The sequence below is a fragment of the Paenibacillus sp. NPDC058071 genome (assembly GCF_042885235.1).
In the GTDB taxonomy this organism is placed as follows: Bacteria; Bacillota; Bacilli; order Paenibacillales; family Paenibacillaceae; genus Pristimantibacillus.
Genome location: NZ_JBHVSK010000017.1, coordinates 89,438 through 109,513, shown reverse-complemented (window position 1 = coordinate 109,513; position 20,076 = coordinate 89,438). Strand labels below are relative to the sequence as shown.

At 46.7% G+C, this 20,076-nt stretch carries 19 protein-coding genes and 1 pseudogene; 15 read left to right on the top strand and 5 right to left on the bottom strand.

What is annotated here, in order from left to right:
• Positions 1–30: 30 nt before the first annotated feature.
• Both ACFVTB_RS22570 and ACFVTB_RS22565 read right to left on the bottom strand, forming a co-directional pair.
• Positions 31–1,035, bottom strand: a complete 1,005-nt coding sequence (locus tag ACFVTB_RS22570) for a serine hydrolase domain-containing protein (RefSeq protein WP_387754322.1) — start codon at positions 1,033–1,035, stop codon at positions 31–33.
• A gap of 24 nt (positions 1,036–1,059) precedes the next feature.
• Positions 1,060–1,689 (bottom strand): hypothetical protein, encoded by a 630-nt coding sequence (locus tag ACFVTB_RS22565; protein WP_387754319.1) that lies wholly within the window; start codon positions 1,687–1,689, stop codon positions 1,060–1,062.
• Positions 1,690–1,836: 147 nt separating this feature from the next.
• On the opposite strand from ACFVTB_RS22565, the gene ACFVTB_RS22560 reads away from it, so the two are divergent.
• Positions 1,837–2,199, top strand: coding sequence for a BlaI/MecI/CopY family transcriptional regulator (locus ACFVTB_RS22560; RefSeq protein WP_387754316.1), 363 nt, complete (start codon positions 1,837–1,839; stop codon positions 2,197–2,199).
• Positions 2,200–2,201: 2 nt separating this feature from the next.
• Entirely contained in the window at positions 2,202–3,749 is a 1,548-nt protein-coding gene (locus ACFVTB_RS22555) for a M56 family metallopeptidase (RefSeq protein WP_387754314.1), read from the top strand.
• A gap of 78 nt (positions 3,750–3,827) precedes the next feature.
• On the opposite strand, the gene ACFVTB_RS22550 is transcribed toward ACFVTB_RS22555, so the two are convergent.
• Together ACFVTB_RS22550 and ACFVTB_RS22545 are read right to left on the bottom strand one after the other, a co-directional pair.
• Positions 3,828–4,157 carry an HIT domain-containing protein gene (locus tag ACFVTB_RS22550; protein ID WP_387754312.1) on the bottom strand — a complete coding sequence of 110 codons (330 nt, stop codon included), beginning with the start codon at positions 4,155–4,157 and terminating at the stop codon, positions 3,828–3,830.
• A gap of 16 nt (positions 4,158–4,173) precedes the next feature.
• On the bottom strand, positions 4,174–4,851 hold the full coding sequence (locus ACFVTB_RS22545; protein WP_387754309.1) for a class I SAM-dependent methyltransferase: 678 nt from the start codon (positions 4,849–4,851) through the stop codon (positions 4,174–4,176).
• A 170-nt stretch (positions 4,852–5,021) separates the two neighbouring features.
• Here ACFVTB_RS22545 and ACFVTB_RS22540 point away from each other — a divergent pair, with 170 nt between their 5' ends.
• The 10 genes from ACFVTB_RS22540 (at position 5,022) to ACFVTB_RS22495 (ending at position 18,243) form a co-directional block, all read left to right on the top strand.
• Positions 5,022–6,938, top strand: a complete 1,917-nt coding sequence (locus ACFVTB_RS22540; RefSeq protein WP_387754306.1) for an ABC transporter substrate-binding protein — start codon at positions 5,022–5,024, stop codon at positions 6,936–6,938.
• Positions 6,939–7,106: 168 nt separating this feature from the next.
• On the top strand, positions 7,107–8,378 hold the full coding sequence (locus tag ACFVTB_RS22535; RefSeq protein WP_387754304.1) for a DUF1963 domain-containing protein: 1,272 nt from the start codon (positions 7,107–7,109) through the stop codon (positions 8,376–8,378).
• Positions 8,379–8,686: 308 nt separating this feature from the next.
• Positions 8,687–10,222 (top strand): spore germination protein, encoded by a 1,536-nt coding sequence (locus ACFVTB_RS22530; RefSeq protein WP_387754301.1) that lies wholly within the window; start codon positions 8,687–8,689, stop codon positions 10,220–10,222.
• A gap of 85 nt (positions 10,223–10,307) precedes the next feature.
• Positions 10,308–11,507, top strand: coding sequence for a Ger(x)C family spore germination protein (locus tag ACFVTB_RS22525; RefSeq protein WP_387754298.1), 1,200 nt, complete (start codon positions 10,308–10,310; stop codon positions 11,505–11,507).
• Positions 11,508–11,531: 24 nt separating this feature from the next.
• The gene (locus tag ACFVTB_RS22520) at positions 11,532–12,629 is read left to right on the top strand and encodes a GerAB/ArcD/ProY family transporter (RefSeq protein WP_387754295.1); all 1,098 of its coding nucleotides are present in this window, start codon (positions 11,532–11,534) and stop codon (positions 12,627–12,629) included.
• A 242-nt stretch (positions 12,630–12,871) separates the two neighbouring features.
• Positions 12,872–13,336: a phage tail protein gene (locus ACFVTB_RS22515; protein ID WP_387754292.1), complete on the top strand. Its 465-nt coding sequence runs from the start codon at positions 12,872–12,874 to the stop codon at positions 13,334–13,336.
• A gap of 203 nt (positions 13,337–13,539) precedes the next feature.
• The gene (locus ACFVTB_RS22510; RefSeq protein WP_387754290.1) at positions 13,540–14,217 is read left to right on the top strand and encodes a response regulator transcription factor; all 678 of its coding nucleotides are present in this window, start codon (positions 13,540–13,542) and stop codon (positions 14,215–14,217) included.
• Positions 14,214–15,578 carry a HAMP domain-containing sensor histidine kinase gene (locus tag ACFVTB_RS22505; protein WP_387754287.1) on the top strand — a complete coding sequence of 455 codons (1,365 nt, stop codon included), beginning with the start codon at positions 14,214–14,216 and terminating at the stop codon, positions 15,576–15,578. The genes ACFVTB_RS22510 and ACFVTB_RS22505 overlap by 4 nt, the downstream gene beginning before the upstream one ends.
• A 200-nt stretch (positions 15,579–15,778) precedes the next feature.
• Complete coding sequence (locus ACFVTB_RS22500) at positions 15,779–17,521, top strand: S41 family peptidase (protein WP_387754284.1); 1,743 nt, start codon at positions 15,779–15,781, stop codon at positions 17,519–17,521.
• Between the two features lie 251 nt (positions 17,522–17,772).
• The gene (locus tag ACFVTB_RS22495; protein ID WP_387754282.1) at positions 17,773–18,243 is read left to right on the top strand and encodes an NUDIX domain-containing protein; all 471 of its coding nucleotides are present in this window, start codon (positions 17,773–17,775) and stop codon (positions 18,241–18,243) included.
• Between the two features lie 117 nt (positions 18,244–18,360).
• Here the strand turns inward: ACFVTB_RS22495 and ACFVTB_RS22490 are convergent, their stop codons facing one another.
• The gene (locus tag ACFVTB_RS22490; RefSeq protein ID WP_387754279.1) at positions 18,361–19,128 is read right to left on the bottom strand and encodes an MBL fold metallo-hydrolase; all 768 of its coding nucleotides are present in this window, start codon (positions 19,126–19,128) and stop codon (positions 18,361–18,363) included.
• Positions 19,129–19,245: 117 nt separating this feature from the next.
• On the opposite strand from ACFVTB_RS22490, the gene ACFVTB_RS22485 reads away from it, so the two are divergent.
• The 3 genes and pseudogenes from ACFVTB_RS22485 to ACFVTB_RS22475 all read left to right on the top strand — a co-directional run.
• The gene (locus ACFVTB_RS22485; RefSeq protein ID WP_387754276.1) at positions 19,246–19,653 is read left to right on the top strand and encodes an Lrp/AsnC family transcriptional regulator; all 408 of its coding nucleotides are present in this window, start codon (positions 19,246–19,248) and stop codon (positions 19,651–19,653) included.
• A 37-nt stretch (positions 19,654–19,690) separates the two neighbouring features.
• Complete coding sequence (locus tag ACFVTB_RS22480) at positions 19,691–19,822, top strand: hypothetical protein (protein ID WP_387754273.1); 132 nt, start codon at positions 19,691–19,693, stop codon at positions 19,820–19,822.
• Positions 19,785–19,931: pseudogene (locus tag ACFVTB_RS22475) on the top strand (arsenate reductase); the annotation flags it as partial. The gene ACFVTB_RS22480 and the pseudogene ACFVTB_RS22475, both read left to right, overlap by 38 nt.
• Between the last annotated feature and the right edge of the window lie 145 nt (positions 19,932–20,076).

Genomic DNA, 20,076 nt, shown 5'->3' with positions numbered 1-20,076 from the left:
TAACCTTTAGTGGCAGCCAAACAAAAATGCTCAACTCAAACTACACGCCAACACTTTGTCTCCAAAAGATTTAATATCCTCCAAGTAGTCGTATCCTGGCGGATTTGCACCGACTTGATTATACATTCTGACCGCTACTATTCGATGTTCGGGAATGACCAAACAAGCGCAGCCCGTTTTTCCGAGTATTTGGTACGACCCATTTGTCAATGTGTTTCCTATCTCAGAAATAGCTCTAGGCTTATCCTGAACCCACCACGCGAAACCGTTCCTAGGCCAGTTATCATCTAGCCTTGCAGGGCTCTGATTCGTTGTAGCTTGTTCGATAACCTCTTTAGGAACAATCTGCCGTCCATTAATGAGTCCACGGTTCAGGTGAAGATAACCCCAGAAAGCAAATTCGCGAGCACTTACAAAAAGATTCGCTTCTTCGCCTTCATCGGCTGCATATTCCTCATTTAACCATACCAAGTTCTCCTCTCTATTCTTGCACCAGCCTGTCTCAACGAAATGGCATGGCTCAAAAACATATCGTTTCATAACCTTTGAAAGAGGCGCTTCAAAAATCTTATGTATGAGTCTAATAAGCATATCGATACCTATGTTGTTATACGACCAGCTCGTTCCCGGCGGAAAAAGCTTTTCATGACTACTTTGAAGTCCATGAGTATGCGTCAATAAATGTCTGAGCGTAACGCCCTCTACAGCAGCTAAATTCAAATCATCTAAATAGTCGGAAATATAATCGTCTAAGCTTGAAAGCTTGTTTTGGTATAACGCCAAGCTAATAGCAAATCCTATATATGATTTTCTTGCAGAAGCGACATTAAAACGAGTGGATGGCCCTACTAATTGTGTCCTCGAATGATACTCATAAGAGCCAGCGTAGTTTTCAGCGACAATAGCGTCATTATGGATGATAAGTGTAGCGGCTGCTGAACATGAGATCTGGTCTTTCACTTGATTTACATGGTCAATAAGAACCGAATATTTAGCATGGTTTGTATGTATCCATTCATTTTGCGCCAACATCATTTCTCTGCACCTCCGAGCGACTCCTTATAAAAGGATAGAAACGAGATTTGTCCGAGTATCTATTAGCCGCGGTCGAACATCGTTTTTTGAGATAAAAATAACTTCTCCATTCTCATCGAAGCAATAGGCAATGGGAATCGATACGCCAGCATCTCTGTAGGAACCATCGGCGTGGCTCGTACCAATAATCATCGTATGGTGTGCGATTGCTATTTTTCGAGCTTCATCTGTCCATTCTTGAAATTGTTCTTCACTAAACATCCCCACACCAATTGGATGTATCACTAAATCAATGTCCACTTCACTCTCATTCTTAATCCCTTGGACGATTAACTCATCACAAAGAATATGACCGATGTTCAGCCCTTCCACTTCAACAAAGGATGTTTGGCTATATTTGATTCGATCTAGAATAACCGTCCCTGAACGGTCAATTATAATCGCTCTATCCTTCGGTTTATCGTTCATTCTTCGATGTCCGCCGATAAGTATGGTATTAAATTGTTTTGCCAATAGGCATGCTGCTTCCACATTTTCATTTAAATACCCCTCTGGAAAAATGACGATATCTACAGGACTGTTTGTATGTAATTCCTGCTCAAGCTGCCTAATGCTTTGCTCCAACTTGGGTTGAATAATCAGTATCCTCTTCATTAAATACCTCCCAATCACGCGTGCAGTGGAATAAAAAAAGCTTATCATTTTCTGGAAGATTATTAAATGGCTATTGACATTTGGTCTATAAGTTATAGACTTAAAACTAATGGCAGGTCGATAATTTATAGACCAAGAGGTGGCAAAATGAAAGGATACAAGCTGACAGAAAGTGAACTCAAGTTCACCGAGCTCATCTGGCAAAACGAACCGATTGGTTCTGGCGATCTGGTGAAGCTTTGCAAACAAGAATTGGATTGGAAAAAGTCCACAACCTATACGGTGCTGAAAAAATTGGGTGAAAAAGGTTTTTTTCAAAATGAAAACTCAGTCGTTTACGCTTTGATTTCAAAGGGTGACTACTACGCGGGCCAAAGCGTGCGTTTCGTTGAAGATACTTATGGCGGGTCACTGCCGAAATTTTTAACCGCGTTTATGGGAGGGAAGAAGATAAGCAACCGCCAAGCGGAGGAACTGAAAAAGCTGATTGATGAACACAAGGAGAACTAATCATGAGCGAACTATTTCTGTCTGTTTTAAACATGAGTCTCACAGCAAGCTATGTCGTTCTTGTCGTAATCCTATTCAGGCTTCTGCTTAAAAAAGCTCCGAAGGTCATTTCTTATGCTCTATGGGCTGTGGTTGCTTTTCGGCTTGCCGTTCCATTCACCTTTGAGAGTGTGTTTAGTCTATTGCCGCGGAATAGTGAAAGAAATCCAATCCCGCAAGATATTATGTATCAGCAAAGTCCGCAGATTAATAGTGGAATAGAAGTCGTAGATACATTTGTAAGCGGCACGCTGCCAGCGCCGGCGGTGGGGGATAGTGTGAATCCTTTGCAGATCTACATACAGCTTGGGTCATCAATTTGGATTTTAGGTATGGCGGCATTGCTTATTTATAGTGTTGTATCGGTATTAATGTTAAAAAGGCAGCTTAAACATGCACAGTTCATCGAGCAAAATATATACGAAGCTAAAAACTTGAAAACACCTTTTGTACTTGGCTTTATACGGCCAAAGATTTATTTGCCCGCCGGAATTCAAGCCGAGGAGCGCAGTTATATTTTGCTGCACGAACAGACTCACATTAAACGCTATGATCATATCTTGAAGCCGATCGCCTTCTTGCTGCTGGCCGTCCACTGGTTTAACCCCTTTGTATGGGTAGCTTTCATGCTCATGAGCAAGGATATGGAATTTTCCTGTGACGAGCGCGTACTGAAAAAAATCAATTCCGACACCGCTATGAAAAAATCTTACGCGTCATCCTTATTATCGCTCGCTACGGAAAGGCATATTTTGAATGGAAGTCCGCTTGCTTTTGGCGAGGGAGATGTAAAAGGCAGGATTAACAACGTGTTGAATTATCGAAAACCAAGATTCTGGGTGCTTGTTTCCTCATTTGTCATTGTGGCAGCCGTTGGGATTGGGTTGGCAGCGAATCCTGCCATTAAGGAGGAGGAGAAGGAGGAATTGCCTTCAAGCGAAGAAATTTCTACCGTACTGCCTGAGAAATCAGCAGCAGAGAGGTTAAGTGAACTGGCCAATCAACCATTTTTAACGAAAGAAAATCAACTTGGTGATGACGATCTAGACACCGTTGTCGCTTTCGGACAAGCTTTTGTTAATTTATATACTGGTGCGATTGCTGAACAACAATCGGTATCCTTTAGCAATTATATTTCGAACGAGAATCTGCTTGTATATACGAATACCTTGTTAGCGCTGGAACAACGAACCGACTTAAACGGAGCAGTCCGTGTCATGTTCGGTTTGGAAAATGAATTCAAGCAAGCAGAGCTAAACAAACTTGACGACAATCTCTATTTTTTAAGGATACCTTTCTCAAACCAAGGTTATGGAATAGCCCTCAGGTTGTTAGTCCAAGCCGAGAACAAGGCACTAAAAATCGTTGATTTGTACTTTGGCAACAAAGACGGTGTAGATACGATTGCAACCGGGCACCCCGCCGATAGAAAACTAAATGATCCCAAACGATGGGATGACCAAGTGTGGGTTGATGGCGTTTTTGATAAGCTTAAGGAAATAGGAATTTGAGCTGTATGGCGAAGGCGGAGTCCTCCTGCAAAAAGGAAGACTTCGCCTTTTTGAGTTAACTTCATCCTAAGCATACAATCACCTTAAAGGCTCACCATAAAACACATGAAAATGAAGATGCTTAGAGTCCTGGTATTTGCCCAAATTTGTCAGTACTCTGCAGGCGCCATACTCAGACTGCACTTGCGAGGCGACCTTTTTAACAACGTCCATCAATTCAATGAAGAGCTCATTATCGCCTTGCTCCAAGGTTAGCAGAGATGAAATATGCTTCTTTGGGATTGTTACAATGTGAACGGGATAAAAAGGGCGAGTGTGATAGTAGGCAAGAACGTTATCCGTCTCAAACACTTTCTGCACGGAAGTACGACCGCTTAATACCTCATCGCAATAGAAATCTTCGGACATAGGTAGACCTCCAGTTTTATTTTCTGCCGAAAAAAACAGCAAAATCCAAGTGTTTATACATGCAATCTACTTCACCAAATCCAGCTTGCTCCATCCATTTGATTTGATCTTCTAACTTCGCGTTCATATCCAATTTTCTTCTCTCTATTGATGCGTCTATCGACTCCTTGGATAGGCCGCTTTCATTAATGTACGCTAACCAGCGTCGTTTGTAAAAATCATCGATTTTCGGCTGTTTACCGGCTACTTGATCTGCATTCACAAATATACCGCCGTCCTCGAGCAGCTGATGAACGGTAGAAAATACTTTCTTTTTGGCTGAGTGGGGCAGATGATGGATAGATAGCGAAGAAATGACGATGTCATAGGATTCAGAAAAGGTTAAGTTTGAATAGTCCCCCGTCACATAGTGGATATTGTCTGCTTGGCGAAATCTCTCACGTGCGCCCTCCAACATTTTTTCGCTTAGATCCACAAGTGTAATCTGCGAGTTAGGGAACTTTTGGAGGACCATGCTTGAAAACAATCCAGTACCCGCACCCAAATCAAGAATCTTTGGCGAGGGGTTGTTACTTTCAACCAAGGATAAAGCCATTCCATAAAAATCTTCGAAACAAGGGATCAGTTGTTTTCTCTGCCGATCATAATCGCTTGCAACTGCATCAAAAAGGCTTTTCACGGACCAATTCATCATATAATTCCTCCTTTAACTTTTCATTTATTTTAACGACAGAATATTAATTGGTGAAATATATAAATGCAATATAGTTAATAGGTAATAGCTATAAAAAACATGTCAAATTCGTTTTATCCAGATTATTTGATATTCTAAATAAAAAGTCACAGGATTTTGGGGTGTTTCATATGGAGGGTCTGTTCACGATCGGCACATGGGGTACGGTTCCAACCAAGCTACTGGATATCAGGCACATTACGTTACAGAAAGGCAAGGAACCGTTGCCGTATCGGTTGCCCGCTAACACGTTCCTATTCGCGGTACAGGGAGAAGCTCAGCTTCTGCTGGATGGCGTGCTGCTCAAGGAAACGCGGGATCAGCTCCTGCACGCTGGGAAAGGGGCTGTCTTGGAGCTCCGTTGCAGTACGCAAACCTACGAATATGTTTTGATTTTGTACAAGCAGTTGGATCTCGTGAAAGGCGTACACAAGCATGCGAATGGCTCGAACAGTTACGTATTCCAAGCAAGGCAGCCTTGGCAATTGCGACCGTTGGTCGAGCAAATGTACCGAACTTGGACGGCGGGCAAGGAATTGGAGAAGCTGCAGGCTATCGGACTGTTCTACCGATTCGTGTCGGAGCAGTTTCGGCAGCAGCACATTGCAGAGCAGGAGTACAAGAAGCCGGATTTAGCGGAAGAGATTGCGGCGTACATCGATAGCCACTATGATAGAGCAATTTCGATGGATACGATTGCAGCAATGTTCCACTTTAGCACGCATTATCTTGCCCGGGTGTTCCGGCACAAGTACGGGCACAGTCCGCTTACGTTTCTGGTACAGGTACGAATGAACCGCGCCAAGGATCTGCTAGCCTATACGAGAACACCGATTCTCGATATTGCCGAGCAGGTGGGTTATTCGGATTTGTACTATTTTAATAAGCAGTTCAAGAAACATTTAGGCATCACGCCAGTGCAATACAGACTACAATTTCTAGATAGTAAAGGTTCAAATCGTCCGAGATCGAGGTCCAATACGTTCATTGCACCGCAAACAAGTGTTGGTTATTCTGTTATTAATGAAACTAATAATCAATATCAATTAGAGACAAGGGGCATGGACGAGATGAACTTATTGAGAAAACGAGCGGTTGCCTGTCTGATCTTCGGGCTGACCTTGCTGCTCGGAGCGTGCGGTGGAGCAGAGACGACAAATGAGAAAGCGGCATCCACTGGAAGCGGAGGGAAAGAAGAAACGACACAGACTTCGTCACCTTCCTTGGAGACGCGGCAATATACGGACGCCTTGGGGAATCAGGTTGAAATTCCTGTCAATCCGAGAAAAGCCGTTGTCGTTACCTATGGCGGATATTTGCTGCCTCTCGGCTTAATGCCGGTCGGAGCGGATTCGGATACCCTGAAGCGATATGAAGAGGAAATGGCAGATGTGCGGAGCATTGGCGAGGGGCTGGGCAACGTAGAAGAGATTCTAGCCTTGCAGCCAGATTTGATCATCGTTCCGGATTATTTTGATCCTTCCAAATATATAAACTACAAAAAAATCGCGCCAACGATTGCAGTGGCTTGGGGCGGAGACCCGGATGTCGTAAATACGCTACGTACTATGGGTGACATCATGAACCGCAAAACGGAAGCGGAAGCGTGGATCTCCAAATTCGAGGAGAAGCTGCAGCGCATCCGCGATCAGATCGATGTGAAGATCGAACCCGGCACGACGGCGACATCCTTCATTATATATGAAGGAGAGTTTCTGATGGGGGGAACGGGTGGTACGCTCGGCAAGCTGATCTATCAGGATTACGGCTTCGAGATGCCCAAGAACCTGAAGAAGTTCGAGGACGGCGGCACAGCGCTTTCGGTAGAAGGTTTTGTAGCCGAACCGGCCGACTACTTCTTTACACAGATGACAGAGGAAGAATTGCCGGATATGCTGGAGCGCTTTAAGGAGCCGCTGTATCAAGAAATCCCGGCGATCAAGAACAACCGCGTCATCAATGTATCACGTGAAAACTGGAATTACGGCCCCTACCTGGTCGATAAAGCGGTCGACGACCTGATCTCGCAAATGAATAAGCTGCAATAAAATACTTTCTTACTTTTTAGGCATCCGATCGGGTGCCTTTTGTGTTTTAGCCGGCGCCTTTCTTTGTGCTTGCCAATGCCTTCTTAAAAAAGGAATTCGGCGCCAGGGAGCGAATAGGATAAAAATCAGTACATGCCCTTAGACATGTTTAAAATGGGAGAGAATACAATGAGCGAACGCATACCTTGCCAAACCTCCGGCTGTGGAGCAAACATTCTTCCTGCAACGGCTTTAAAGACGGGCGGAATCTGTATGCCATGCCATCAGAAGAAGCTTGCTATGGAGAAGGAAGCCTATATTTTGCAACATCGCAAAGATGTTGACCGATACTATGGTATAGAGGACCCGGTGGAGATCCTTAAAATCATGCATGCACCAAGAAAATACAATCCGCTTGAGAGAGACGTGCCCTATCACAAAAGTGAGCAGGAACTCTATCATCAATTGTCTGAGGTGGAGAGGGAACGAATAGAGGCATACGCAATCTCGCTAATCGATCAAGAAGATTTTGATCAAGCAGAGACCATCCTGCTGTCGTTGGTTTGCTTTACTAATGCTCGGATCGAGCGAGGATTGAACGCTCTTTTTCACAATGAACAATATGATCCTGGCATTCTCTACAAGGAAGCGGGACCGTCTATACGCGATGAACTGATTCATCTCGTCAAATCTGAATCGGATGATCGCAATCATCTATTGCTTGCACTCGCCTGGATTGGGGATGAAGAGGTTGTCCGGCTGTTCGCGGAATGGAGGGAAAATCCGCCGCAGTGGGCATCCAGGCTTTATATTCCCCCAGAGAACTATGCGCACGAAGCGGGCTGGGAATTGGATCAAGACGGTCGGAAGCGTCGGCTGTTCCATCTCGAATGCTATCCGTTTGAAGTCCATGTGGAAGGGAGCGCGGGAGCAGAGGCTGTAGCGGCCCTGCAGACAGATGACCAGACTTGTCCATGGTGCCAAGGGAAACTAACGGTCCTGTTCGATTATCATCTGCAGCACCCAAGCGTTCGATTTTTAAAGCTTTCCGGCGAGAGGCTAAGGATTGCGGCCTGTATACAATGTAACTGCTATGGGACAGTATTTACGAAGGTGGAGTTGGATGGCAGCTATTCGTGGAGTCATTTCAATACCGTTCCTGATTATTTGCCGATAACAGAGCCACATGAACAACAGACATGGAACAAGTTGCAGCTGTCAGAGAGGAAGATCGGAACCTACGAAGGAGCCTATTGGATGCTTGAGGTATCCACCTCTCAAATTGGCGGTCACCCGGCCTGGATACAGGATGCGGAATATCCCGCATGCCCTTGCTGTTCAAATACGATGATGTTTATCGGACAAATCGATATGGGACAAGCCGATAACAGTGAGGGGATCTACTACACCTTTTTATGTAACGATTGTCTGATTGCTGCCGTAAATTATCAGCAGACCTGAAGCCAATTGGGGCTCTTAACCGAAATCAGTGCTTGACTTGAAGTGAGGGCGTCAAGCACTGATTTTAAGTTTGAGCCCCAATTGGAGATATTTCTTTTATACATGTGTAAAGAGAGGTCCCGAAGCAGACCGAACAGCCTTATCAGGTTCAACGCGAATTGGCGGCGTTGAATCCGTGTAAGGCTGTTTGTGTTTTCAATTATCGTATCTACTACATCACACTCATTCTTCTACACGGCGAACATAATTTTATCCAAAATGTACATAATAACCAGAAAATAAATCCAAATGGTCAAAGGGACATCCTCATGCTAAAGTCGCTATTCAGCAGCAGTAACAATCATAATAAACGCAGGCCTCCGTATATGGAGGAGCAGGATACTTCCGATACTTCTCAAAGCGCTATCCTGAGCGGTAATTTTGAAGCTGATTGCTCGTACTTTAGAGAGCTCTTCGACCGTTCACAAGATATCGTCTTCAACGAGCTGTTGATCTGCGGCAAATATCGCGGAATGATTATTTTTGTAGACGGGTTTGTGGACATATCGCTGATCAGTAGGTTCGTGATCGAGCCTTTGATTAATAAAGAGCAACAGTTTGAACAAGAGCTGAACGAGAATGCCGGACACCCTGACATCCAGGCTGTTTTGCAAAAAAGTATAGTCTCCACTTGCACAACCAAGCTGGAGAAGGCGATGAATCCTATTGCAGCAGCCGTTGCCGCCGGAGAATCCGTTCTACTTCTAGAGGGGGCCTCCCGAGCGCTTATCATCAGCATGAGGGTCCGGGAATCCAGGGCTGTTGAAGAAGCGCCGTCCGAACCGACTGTCCGCGGGCCGCGGGAAGGCTTTACAGAGAAGCTGCGCACCAATACAAGCATGATCCGCAACAGGCTTAAGACAACCAAGCTGAAGATGGAGCCGCTAACGATCGGCGACATCTCCAACACTGAAGTTGTCCTGACGTATCTGGAGGGAGTTGTAAAGACGGAGCTGCTGGACGAGGTTCGTACAAGACTGCAGCGGATCAAAATCGACGGGGTGCTGGAGAGCGGGTATATCGAGGAGCTAATAGAGGATAACAATCATTCCCCGTTTCCACAATTGCTCAACACGGAACGCCCCGATCGGGTGGCCGCCGCCCTGCTGGAGGGGAAAGTTGGTATTTTGATCGATAATACGCCTTTTGCGCTTGTGCTGCCTGCGACCTTCCTGGGATTGCTGCAATCGCCGGAAGACTATTATCAGCGGTATATGATCTCGACTGTCACCCGGTGGCTTCGCTATTGGCTGGCGCTTGCCGCTCTCGTCTTTCCCTCGTTTTATGTTGCCGTCATTACCTTCCACCAGGAGATGGTGCCGGCCAATCTCCTGCTCAGTATTGCATCATCGCGGGAAGCCGTACCTTTTCCGGCCATTATTGAATTGTTTCTTATGGAGATCACCTTTGAAGGATTGCGTGAGGCCGGCATTCGCATGCCGCGTCCTGTAGGTCAGGCGGTAAGCATCGTTGGCGCGCTGGTAATCGGGCAAGCTGCCGTTCAAGCTGGCATTGTCTCGCCCATACTCGTCATTATTGTATCGTTCACAGGGATTGCCTCTTTTATTTTTCCCTCCTATGGTCTGGGGATTTCCGCACGGCTGCTTCGTTTCCCGTTAATGTTCCTCGCCGGTACCCTTGGGCTATACGGAGTTTTTCTTGGGCTGCTGGTCATTTGCATTCACATGCTTAGGCTCCGTTCTTTCGGTATTCCGTATTTGTCTCCGGTATCGCCGCTCTCCTTGAACAACCTCAAGGACACAATTGTTCGGGTGTCTTGGCGTAGCATGATCCGTCGTCGCTAGCGGATCGTCATTTTAGCTCCAGTCCAGTGTGCGACCAACCGATGCATGAACTTTAATGCAACCGTAAGAAAACGAGGTGAACAAGATGCAAGCGAGAACGGCAACCCTGTTCATGATAGTATGTTTAATCTTGTTTATGCTGACGGGCTGCTGGAGCAAGATGGAGGTTAATAAAGTTGCCATTGTCACCGCCGTAGGTCTTGATCAGACAGAGCAAGGCAAGATTCAGCTGTCGCTGGAACTGGCTATTCCGAAACTGCTGGGGGGACCGAACCAGTCGGGAGGCGAGAGGCAAGGGGGAAAAGCAGGCTGGATTCTCTCGGCGGAGGGGAATACGATTATGGAAGCTTACGGCCTCATCCAGCAGAAGGTGCCTCGAAAAATTGTTTTTTATCACAGCAGAGTCATTGTCATCAGTGAAAGACTGGCGCGAAGCGGCATCCTCCCGGTCCTTGATTTTTTTGAGCGATATAAGCAATCGCAGATTAGAAACCATATTCTGTTTACCCGAAATGACGCAAAGGAAATATTACAATTCAAACCTGTATTCGGTAAATTATCCTCCGAGATCTTGCGCGATGAAGCCAAGTCCGAACGTAATGTAAGCGTCCGGTTGCTGCATTTTCTGGATATGATGACAGCACCGGGAGATGTCCCTATGTCTGCGCAGGTGCGACTTGCTCCGGCTCAGGCAGGCAAGAACAAAAATGCGGAATCGGGCAACATGACAAACAAGAGTCTGTCTCTGAGCGGGGCTGCAGTGTTCCAAAAGGACAAGTTGATTGGCTGGCTGAATGAATCTGAGACCAAAGGCGCTATGTGGCTGAAGAATCGGATGCAGGATGTCGTGATCACTATCCATGTTCCGGACGCTAAAGGCGGCGGACGGTTCAGTGTACAAATTTTACAGTCGCATACAAAATATAAAACCCGCCTTACCAATAAGGAGGTTCTCATACAGGCGGATATCCAAGCCAAGTTATCTATTTACGAGAACTCTTCCAAGCTGAATATGAGTAATCCGAAAGATTTGGATTATGTCGAGGGCCTGGTCAGTGATAACGCTAAGGCCAGAATCGAAGAGGTCTGCAAAAAGGCACAGCAGGTGTACAAAAGCGATATTCTCGGACTCGGGCATGTGGTCTACCGCCAGCATCCGAAGCAATGGCATACAATTTATAACAAAAAATGGGACAAAGTATTTCCTGAAGTTACTGTATCTGTTGCTCCGCACATTAGCGTCAACCAAATCGGGCTGACCAACAAATCGATTGAGATGGAATAAGAGCAGAACGAAAGGAGGAGCCTCATGATTAAAGTATCCGGGTATCAGCTGTTTGCCGCTACAGTCTTTTTCCAATTGGGGACAACAGTCGTTTTCGGATTCGCGGCGGATGCCGGTCGGGATGCTTGGATTGTGATTCTGTTATCCGCCTTGATCGGGACGCTTGTGATTATGGGCTACACGGCTCTGTCCAAAATGATGCCTGGTCTGACGCTGGTCGAGTGGTTCCCTAAACAGTTTGGTCCCTGGTTGGGCATTCCCATTGCCTGGCTCTATCCCTTTTTATTTATTTATGACGCTGCCCGGGGAATCAGCGATCTGGAGGGATTGGTTCCCGTCACCCTGCTGCCGGGTACGCCTACTTGGGTCATTCTGGGCTCTATGATGCTTGTAATCGTCTACTTGCTGTTCAGCGGAGTTGAAGTGATTTTCAGGCTTGCGGGACTGCTGCTGCCGATTATTTTTATTACTTTTTTGCTTGAGCTACTACTGCTGTTAAGCTCCAAAAACGTCATTTTCTCAAATATTCTCCCTATATTGGGCGATGGTTGGGGGCGAGTATGGAAATCGGTCTGGCCCTTTGGCATTTTACAAACCTTCGGCGAAACCATTGAATTTGCGATGCTGTGGACCTTTTTGAAGCAGGAAGGTAAGCTGACTCAAATCAATTTAATTGCCGTAATGGTATCCGGAATAACGATTACTGTATTCGACATGTTCGCGATCATGGTACTGGGCGAAAACGTATTTCAACGGAACGTTTATCCTTTGCTCGTGCTGCTGAAGCAGCTCAGTATCAGCGACTTTCTCGATAATCTGGACGCGCTGGGCGTAATGTACTTCATGACTACCATTTTGTTAAAAGTAACGCTCCACCTGATAACAGCGGTTCTGGCTATCCGTAAGCTCACCCGTTCCCAAAGCTATCGTCTGCCGATTCTTATTGCCGCAGCTGTCACCTTGTGGACCGGGAGCAATATGGCTCAAAGTGTGACCGACCATCTCTTTGTAGGAACTCGGATTCTACCTTACAACCTGTGGATTCCCCTGTTCTTTGTTATTCCGGGGATTCTCCTGACAGTTGCCTGGATTCGCAAACAACAGGAGCCGGGCTATGAATGAATATATCTGGCCTTGGCAATCCCATGTGATGATGTCACACCCTTGGGCAATATGTGTCATGTTCGCCGGATTGGCTCTGCTGATGTCCATGATTACATGGTTCAAGAAGAAATGAACGGAGAGCTTGTTTTACAAGCTTTCGAAATGAAGGGTTTTACGTAACAACGTCGAATATTTGACGAGTATTTAAAGAGATTTAATTAGCGCACCAGTGAGAAATAATGAGACAAAGGATGGTTAATATGCCACATACGGTTGATTTTAAAAACGTGTCTACGGTTGGTTTGGAGTCCTCTCCTGTAGCAGAAGCGCTTGCCGGCTTGCGCGCCAATGAAGCCCGTTATTTTATGAATAAATACAAGCATGAATTTACGGTTGTACCCGCTAGCGAAAGTCAAGAGAGCCTCGATTATGTGAACCGGATCTTGAAAGAAGAACGTGATATTGTGTTTGCGGCCAAACCATTGGAAACGTCGCGTTTTCAAGTGGAAAATATCCAATTTACCTACGTCTTTTACGAGGATGGTCTGGGGCTCAATGTTATGTATACGGTTGATGATCCTAAGAAGCGGGCCGTCGGTTTTAAGCTTTCGGAGGGGATGGAAGTACCCAAGGAGCTAGAGGAAAGGTTTAAGTTTGCTAGACAGAAGTCGAAGCTGGCCGGAACTATTCGGGGTTCGTTTTTTGTCATTAAAGGACAATATTAAAAGGGTGTAGCGTTGACGGAAGTGCAACAGTAGAGTGTGGCTAAACCTCTGAGACCTTTGGTTTCGGAGGTTTTTTATTTCTTTTCGACGGAGTGATTGCCCACCATTTTCCATGGTATGATGAATAACAGACAATCTGGAATCATTTTCTAGACAAAATAAAAGATGATGGATGAGACAAGGACGAAGGAGAACGGAACGCGATGGCCAAAATTTTGATCGCCGAGGACGAATCGCATATCCGCGAACTGATCGGTTTATATTTGAGAGGCGAAGGGTTTGAAATCGAGGAAGCGACGAACGGGGTCGAAGCGCTCTCCATCGTAGAGAATACGGAGATCGATCTCGTTGTATTGGACATTATGATGCCGCGAATGGACGGCTGGGATTTATGCCGGCAGCTTCGCGGCGGGGAGCGGGATATTCCGATCCTGATGGTGACGGCAAAGGGAGAGTCGGGAGATAAGGTAAAAGGCTTTCAGCTCGGAACCGACGATTACATTACCAAGCCGTTCGATCCGGTAGAACTGGTCCTGCGCGTCAAGGCAGTGCTGAAGCGATACCGGATCGCCTCGTCCCAGATCATCCAGCTTGGCGATGTCGTGCTCAATCGGCGCACGTTCAAGGTCGAGCAGGGAGGAGAAGAAGTGACACTGCCTTTAAAGGAGTTTGAGCTGCTGTTTAAGCTGGCGAGCCATCCAGGGCAAATTTTTACACGCGAGCAGTTGATCGTACAAATATGGGGGATGGACTACGAGGGGGATGACCGGACGGTCGACGTGCATATTCGCAGATTGCGAGCGCGGTTTGCTGGCGAGAAGCGGCATTTTCGCATAGAAACGGCTCGCAGCCTCGGATACCGACTGGTCGTGAACCCATGATCAAGACGTTGTATGTTCGTGTCGTACTGACGTTTCTTGCCGTTATTATAATCGCCCTTCTGGGGGCGACTCTGCTGGGGGGTGCGTTATTTGAACAGGACTTGGACGACTTGCAGCACAATGAGATGCGAACCGCCGCGGAAAATATAATTCGCGTCTATGAAGAGGCGACGGTCAAGGATCTGGATCGGTTTATGGGCAGTATCGGGCCTCTTACCACTTATCCTATACGCGTTTATGATGACACCGGTCAAATGAAATCGTATTTGGGCGCGAATCGTCCCGACAAGTTTGAGATTCCACCGAAGCTCGTCCAGCAAGTGCTGAGCGGTGAGATTTATCAGGCGAATGAGAAGGATGACAAGGTATTTGTCGGTTTTCCGTTTCAATTCGGTGAGAAGCCGTATGCCATGTTCCTACTAACCTCGTCGAAGAACGAAGGGATGATTTTATCGCTGTTCTTAACGGTATTGCTCCTCGTCTTGCTGATCGGCAGTGTATGTATTCTATTTGCTGCGGGCTACTTAGTGAAGCCGCTCAAAGCGTTGACGAGAGCGACCAAACGGCTAGCCAAGGGCGACTTTGACGTGGCTGTGAAAGTGATGCGCAAGGACGAGATCGGGGCGCTTGCCCAAAGCTTTAACGAGATGGCGTTTGAGCTCAAGCAAGTGGAGACGATGCGGCGGGACTTTGTCTCAAACGTCTCGCACGAGATCCAGTCGCCGTTAACATCGATATCCGGATTCGCTAGGGCGCTCAAGAACGACAAGCTTGTCAAGGAGGAGCAAAGCCGTGACCGCTATCTCGACATTATTGTGACGGAAAGCGAAAGGCTGTCCCGCCTAAGCGATAACCTGCTTAAGCTAGCTTCGCTCGAGTCGGAGCACCACCCATTCGCAGCTAGTACGTTTCATCTCGACGAACAGCTCCGCCAAGTGGCCGTAGCTTGCGAGCCTCAATGGTCCGCTAAGCACATCCAATTGGACTTGCGGTTACCTGACGCCATTAACATAACGGCAGATGCCGATCAGCTCCGCCAAGTGTGGTTGAACCTGCTCGGCAACGCCATAAAATTCACGCCGGAGGGCGGGCAAATCTCCATTCGTCTATTAGAGCAGCGCGGTACGCTGACTGTCGCCATCAGCGACACTGGACCGGGCATTGCGCCGGAAGAACTGAGCCGCATTTTCGATCGTTTCTACAAGGCGGACCGTTCGCGCAGCAGCAGCGGCAGCGGGCTCGGCCTTGCCATTGTAAAGAAGATTGTCGTCCTTCATCAAGGGGACATTGAGGCGAATAGCGAGGCTGGCCGAGGTACAACGATGACGGTCACACTTCCAAGCTTGCCGCCATTGCAATAATCAAGGTGAACGCACTTCATCATCAAATTTATTATCGTCTTCTGCCGGTGCCTTCTGGGCGCCGGTTTTTTGACGTTTGAGTGAGTTCACAACATTCCCGCCATAAACCGATGCACTGGTTCATGCTCCGTTCATATTTCCCCCTCACACTGACGATGGAACGCGCAGCTGCGGAATTTATGAATTAGAGGAGCATGTCGATGATGGATTCGATCAAGTGGTTGACCGTGTATGATATGATGCTTTGTTTGCTGAATTTGTTTTTGCTAATTTGGTATGCCTGGCCTGTCGCCAAACGTTGCAGGTGGATTGATTTTATGCCCAGCCTGGGGATCGTTATCGCTGTGGCCAGTATATGGAGCGGCGATACAACACTGCTGGCGATAGCGATTTATTCGATAACGGCCGTCGTGTTCTTATGTACACTCAAGCGTTTATTCAAGCCGCGATCCGGAGCTAATGAGCCGAGGCGTATTTTATTCAGCGTAATTCGGGCCGTTCTCTGTGCCAGCAGCATTCTGATCATGGGGGTTGCCATTCAGTCGGCGGGCGAGCTGCGATACAACCCGGTCAGCGATTGGAGCGATCTGAGTTATGCTGAAGCTTTTGTTCGGTTAAACGAGCGTTTCGCAGACGAATATCCTTTCGGGGAATGGAAGAAGATCGATTGGGGGCTCATGCGCAGCAAATATGAGCCGATCTTCGAGCAAGCGGACAGGGAGAACGACAAAGTGCTTTATTACAAGACATTGAGGGATTACCTCTTCTCCTTGCGTGACGGCCATGTTCGAATTGCGAACGAGAAACTATATGCGGGCAATCCGATTTTCAAAGAAGAAGTCGGCGGCGGATTCGGCTTAAGCACGCTCCAACTGGATGATGGCCGGGTGATGGTTACGCTCGTTCTCAAGGATAGTTCGGCCGAACGAAGCGGCATCCGGCTGGGCGCAGAAATTTTGAAGTGGGATGGGATGGAGGCAAAGAACGCTTATAACAGCACAGTGTGGACCGATTCTCCCCCTACCAATCAGAACGAAAATATAAATCGCGGCCGGTTTATGGTCAGAGCCGGGGTCGGCCGAGAGGTCAAGGTGGAGTTTAGGAATCAGGGTGCCGAACAAATCAAGAAGGCGACGCTACAAGCGTACGACGATCAGTTTGAGACGCTGAAAAAAACGAAAGTTAGCATCGTGAAGGGAGCGCCTCCGGTAGAAGGCAAATTGTTGAGCAACGGATACGGATATGTGAGAATTACGAGCTTTCTTGCGAATACAGCGGAAATGCCTGAGGTTAGTCTGGCGAGCTTGTTCTCCAGCTCCTCTGTTCCCGATCCTGTAGATTTGCTGAGCGATTGGTTGAAATTGTTCGAAGCGAAGCATGTCAAAGGCTTGGTTATCGACTTAAGGGACAATCCTGGCGGGGAGGATGGCATTGCAGTAAGGATGGCGGGGCATTTGGTTAAAGAGGAGAAGTTGTACGGATATGCAAGCTACTACAATCGGAATTTACGAAGATTCGCAATCAACTACGGCGAAGATTATACGATAAAACCTTCGGAGCCTCATTACGAAGGAAATATTGCCTTATTAATCAACGGGCGGACGGCAAGCTCGGGGGAAGGGCTGCCGCTTGTTTTGAAAGGACAACCGAATGTTACTATCGTCGGCTTCACCGGGACAAACGGTTCGTTCGGGGTGAAGACCAGCCCTATCGAGGTAGTGATGCCGGAAGGGTATATCGTGGAATCAGCCGATGGCAGAAGCCTGAACGAGGATCATATCATTCAAGGCGACGGTGATTACACGGGGCGCGGCGGCGCGGTGCCGGACGTGATCGTACCGTTAAACGAGCAGACGTTTAAAGAGAAGTATGTCGAAGGGCAGGATGTAGAGCTGCGCTATGCGATTGATGCTATGGAGAGACGAGCCGTCGAGGTTCGTTAAATATCCTGGTAGGAAAATCTTGACATCATTGAGGGATGTGGATACTATTGCCATAACATGAATGAATTGAAATGGGGTAATCGAATGTATCATTTGATTGTCAAACAACCTCATCATCATGAGAGGCGTTAACACATTCCTGAACATGGGGATGGGTTAACGCTATTCGCGCTTCCCATCCTGCGATAGAACGCGCGGGACCATGGGTCCAGCGCGTTTTTTATTTTTGCACAAAAAAGGAGGGCTAAGAAATGGCAATTATGACCGATGCGAGAGGGAATATTTTATTAGAGTTTTTAGAAATGGAAGAGAATCAGCTTGATACTGTTGAACTCGACGCTCCGCTTACGCATGCATTAATTGTAGTGGAGTGCCAAGGGAAATACCTGCTCATGCTAAATAAATGGAGAAAGAGCTGGGAGCTGCCCGGCGGTGTTATTGAAGCAGGAGAAACAGCCAGGCAATGTGTCATTAGAGAATTATATGAGGAAACCCATCAAGTAATCGAAGAAATCGACTTTAAAGGGTTAATGAAATTTAGACTCCAACCGAGTTTTCACGGGCCAGAAAGGACGGAGTATGGCGCGTTGTTTTCGGGGAAACGCAGTCAGCTTGATGATTTTGTCGAGAACGATGAAGCAAGCTCTATTATTTTATGGGACGGTATAGCGGATATTGGACAGATTGAAGAGATAGACAAGAAATTGATTGAGTTCGCTTAATATAATCATCAATCAATTAACGAGTAATTTATATGAATGCAAAAACAGGCCGGTTCGACAAGTTGGCGAACCGGCCTGTTTTCTAATTTGAAGCGGCGTATAAGCAAACACTTGATTTTATGCCTTCTGCCAATCAAGCTTTTCTCCATCTTCCGGTATAAGGACCGTCCGATTAAGACTCTTTTCGGTGACAAACACTTTAAGCTCTGCTCTTGTCAGCAGGCAATGATTAAGAGCTTCCATATGGGAAACGACAATTGTTGCGTTTGGCGCTGCTTCATGTACATGCAGCACGTCTTCTAGACCCATAATAATCAAGCCGCCCTCAAGGAACTGCGCTGCTCCTCCATTCACAACGATGACGTCTGGTCGATACGTTTGAATTGCTTGCTCAACGTCTTCGCACCAAACGGTATCCCCGGCAATGTATAGGGTATCTTCATCGGGGTGTTGAAAAACAATGCCCGAGACCTGGCCCATCCGCTTGCCAATTTCCCCTTTACCATGCTGGCCGGATTTTTTATACAGGACGACGTTGCCAATTCTCGTATCGTTCTCCAACACCGCTACACGCTCAAACCCTTTCTCTCGAATCGTCACAGAGTCCGCCTCTGATTGCGCAAAAATAGGCATTTCTTTCGGAATGGCCTGTACGGCCGTATCATCGAAATGATCGACATGCAGATGTGTAACAAGGACTGCATCGACATCTAATAGCGAATCGACCGAAACCGGCAATGACACTAGCGGGTTATTACGGCCGCTGTTCGGTGTATTCGGAAATGGCGGTAGTGTGCCAGCATCGGCGAAGAATGGATCAATGAGAAAACGGCTTCCTCCAAACTCAAGCTTTAAAGTTGCATTACGCACTTGTGTCAGTTTCAAATCGCTTCTCTCCTTAACTTTTGATATCATAACCTTAACGAATCTTGGGATATGGATACACAGAGAAACGAAAGTAATTCGCGCTAAAAACTTGATTTATGAAAGAGGTTATAACGAATGCTCGATAAAACCGACTTTGCCATTATTGATGAGCTGACGGCAAACGGACGAATGACGATGAAAGAGCTAGGGGCCAAAGTGCATATGACCGCCCAAGCCGTAAGGCTGCGTGTGGAAAAGCTCGAGGATGCGGGCATTATTCAAGGGTATACTGCCGTAACCGACCCAGACAAGCTGGGCCGTCCCGTTCATGCTTACCTTAATCTTTATACGAAAGAAGCCAATCATTCGCCATTGCACGGCTTTTTGGATAATCACCAGCAATATATCGAGAGATTACATAAAATTAGCGGCGAAGGTTGTTATTTAATAGAACTGCGCTTTCCGTCCAACGCAGAGCTAAGTGCCTTTTTAGAACGATTAAACGAATACGCCAACTACAAGCTTTCTTTAGTGATTGGCTAAAATATTGGTCTTCTATAGAAAAGAGGGAGGGTCATAAATGAATAAAGGAAAAGTTGTATTTTTAAACGGTTTTACGATTTCTGGAAAAACATCTATAGTAGATACTATAGAGTCTAGTTCTGACGGCGGATTCGAATCCAAATGCAGTGAAATGGCATTGGGGCTTTGACGATCCCGCAAAGACGATCGGCACCGAAGAAGAAATCATGGACCAATTTCGAACGGTTCGGGACGCGATGAAGTCGCGTGTGGAAAAGTTCTTAGCAAAAGGCCGATAAATATTATTCACATACTACTTTCGTATGACTACAACCTCCTTTCAATCGCCTATTATAGTTAGATAGGTTTGAAGGTTAGGAGGTTTTTTGTGCGATATCCAAGGTGGGAAAATGATAGGTTCGTTTATCCTAATTCAATAACGGA